Below are 2,215 nucleotides of genomic sequence, written 5' to 3' on the forward strand. Positions count from 1 at the left end.
CATGGCCTCCGGGCGCGCGCGCGGCGCGCTGGCGGCCCGGCTGCGCGCGGCCGGCATCCGCGACGAGCGCGTGCTCGACGCCATCGCCACGGTGCCGCGCCACCTGTTCGTGGAGCCGGGCCTGGCGTCGCAGGCGTACGAGGACGCGGCGCTGCCGATCGGCCACCAGCAGACCATTTCCAAGCCGTCGGTGGTGGCGCGCATGATCGAGCTGCTGCGCGACGGCCTGGCCGCCGACGAGCCGCTCGCGCGCGTGCTGGAGATCGGCACCGGCTGCGGCTACCAGGCGGCGGTGCTGAGCCTGGTGGCCAGCGAAGTGTTCTCCATCGAGCGGATCCGTCCGCTGCACGAACAAGCCAAGGCGAACTTGCGGCCGCTGCGCGTGCCAAACCTGCGCCTGCATTATGGCGATGGCATGCTGGGCCTGCCGCAGGCGGCGCCGTTTTCCGCGATCATCCTGGCGGCTGCCGGCATGGAGGTGCCGCAGGCGCTGCTGGAACAGCTCGCCATCGGCGGGCGCCTGATCGCCCCGGTGGCGGTGGCGCCTACCGCCGGCGGGCCGGGCCAGACCATCACGCAGCAGTTATTGTTGATCGAGCGGCGCAACCGCCATCGATTTCACCGGACCGCGCTTGAAGCCGTTTTCTTTGTGCCATTAAAATCGGGCACTATCTGAGTCGAACTATGCACAATATCGTGAATACGGAACGTTTCGCCCGCGCCGGGCAGCTTGTCACCGCCTCGTTGCTGCTGTCGCTGCTGGCGGCCTGCGCCTCTTCGCCGATGCCGGCTCCCGTGGTGGACCGCACTTCCGGTGCCGGCGTGGCCGGGGTCGCGCCGCTGGAGCCGGCGCCGCCCGGCTACTATCGCGTCAAGCGAGGCGATACGCTTTATCGAATCGCGCTCGAGAACGGCCAATCCTATCGCGACGTGGCGGGCTGGAACCAGCTCACCAATCCGAACCAGATCGAAGTGGGTCAATTGTTGCGCGTGGCGCCGCCGGGCGCGGACGTGAACGCCGGCACCGGCGTGGCCACCATGCCGGTGACGCCGGGCGCGGTGCAGGGCCAGCCGATCGACCAGGCACGCCCGGTGCCCGTGCCGCTGCCGGCGGCCTCGGCATCGTCGGCGCCCGGCACGACCGCCGCGCCGGCCTCGGCCGCGGCGGCCGACAGCGGCATCAAGCTGGCCTGGCCGGTGACCGGCCAGTTGATCGGCCACTTCGACGAAAAGGGCAACAAGGGCATCGATATTGCCGGCAAGAAAGGCGATCCGGTGCAGGCGGCGGACGATGGCCGCGTGATTCACGTTGGCCCCTTGCGCGGCTACGGGAATCTTGTCATCATCAAACACAACGATACATATCTCACTGCGTATGGCCACAATGACAAGGTGCTGGTCACAGAGCAGGCAACGGTCCGCAAGGGGCAAAAGATTGCAGAGATGGGCAACAGTGACACCGATCGTGTGAAACTGCATTTCGAGGTAAGAAAGAACGGGAAACCAGTCGATCCGATGCGGTATCTGCCGCCACAGTGAGGATTCATGGCACGCCAGAAAACTGTCTCAACCGGAAGCACCAGCCGGACCCGGCGTTCCAAGCAGCCGGAGATGCAGCAGACCGCTGGCGTGGCCCAGGCCGAGGCCGAGGCCGATGCCTACGACCAGGACCCGGCCGCCGAGCTGGTGCCGCTGACCGATGAGCCGATCACGGCGGGCGGCACCGCCGGCCTGCGCGAGGCCGACCTGATGGTCGAGGAAGTCGAGCGCCAGGCCCGCGACGAAGAGGACGAGGAATCCGACGACGAGGAAGAGGGCGAGAGCGAGGCCGCCGCGCCCGACCACGACGACTTCCGCACCGTGCTGCACACCGAGCTGGCAGCCGACACCGTCCAGCACTACCTGAACCGCATCAGCATCAAGCCGCTGCTGTCCGCGCCCGAGGAGCTGCATTTCTCCACGCTGGCCAAGGGCGGCGACTTCTCCGCGCGCCAGGTCATGATCGAGCGCAACCTGCGGCTGGTGGTCAGCATCGCCAAGGGCTACCTCAACCGCGGCGTGCCGCTGCTGGACCTGATCGAGGAAGGCAATCTCGGGCTGATGCACGCCATCGAGAAATTCGATCCCTCGCGCGGCTTCCGTTTCTCGACCTACGCCACGTGGTGGATCCGCCAGAGCATCGAGCGGGCCATCATGAACCAGGCGCGCACCGTGC

3 protein-coding genes are annotated in these 2,215 nt (G+C 67.7%); all 3 read left to right on the forward strand.

The features are described from left to right. Positions 1–676 (forward strand): protein-L-isoaspartate(D-aspartate) O-methyltransferase (locus tag K206_RS0135290; RefSeq protein ID WP_020206962.1); only part of this gene is annotated, 676 nt, incomplete at its 5' end. 8 nt (positions 677–684) lie between these two features. After that, positions 685–1,539, forward strand: a complete 855-nt coding sequence (locus K206_RS0135295; protein ID WP_020206963.1) for a peptidoglycan DD-metalloendopeptidase family protein — start codon at positions 685–687, stop codon at positions 1,537–1,539. A 6-nt stretch (positions 1,540–1,545) separates the two neighbouring features. Continuing rightward, positions 1,546–2,215 (forward strand): sigma-70 family RNA polymerase sigma factor (locus K206_RS0135300; RefSeq protein WP_043367830.1); only part of this gene is annotated, 670 nt, incomplete at its 3' end.

The sequence above is a fragment of the Cupriavidus sp. WS genome, from assembly GCF_000395345.1.
GTDB classification, from domain to species: Bacteria; Pseudomonadota; Gammaproteobacteria; order Burkholderiales; family Burkholderiaceae; genus Cupriavidus; species Cupriavidus basilensis_B.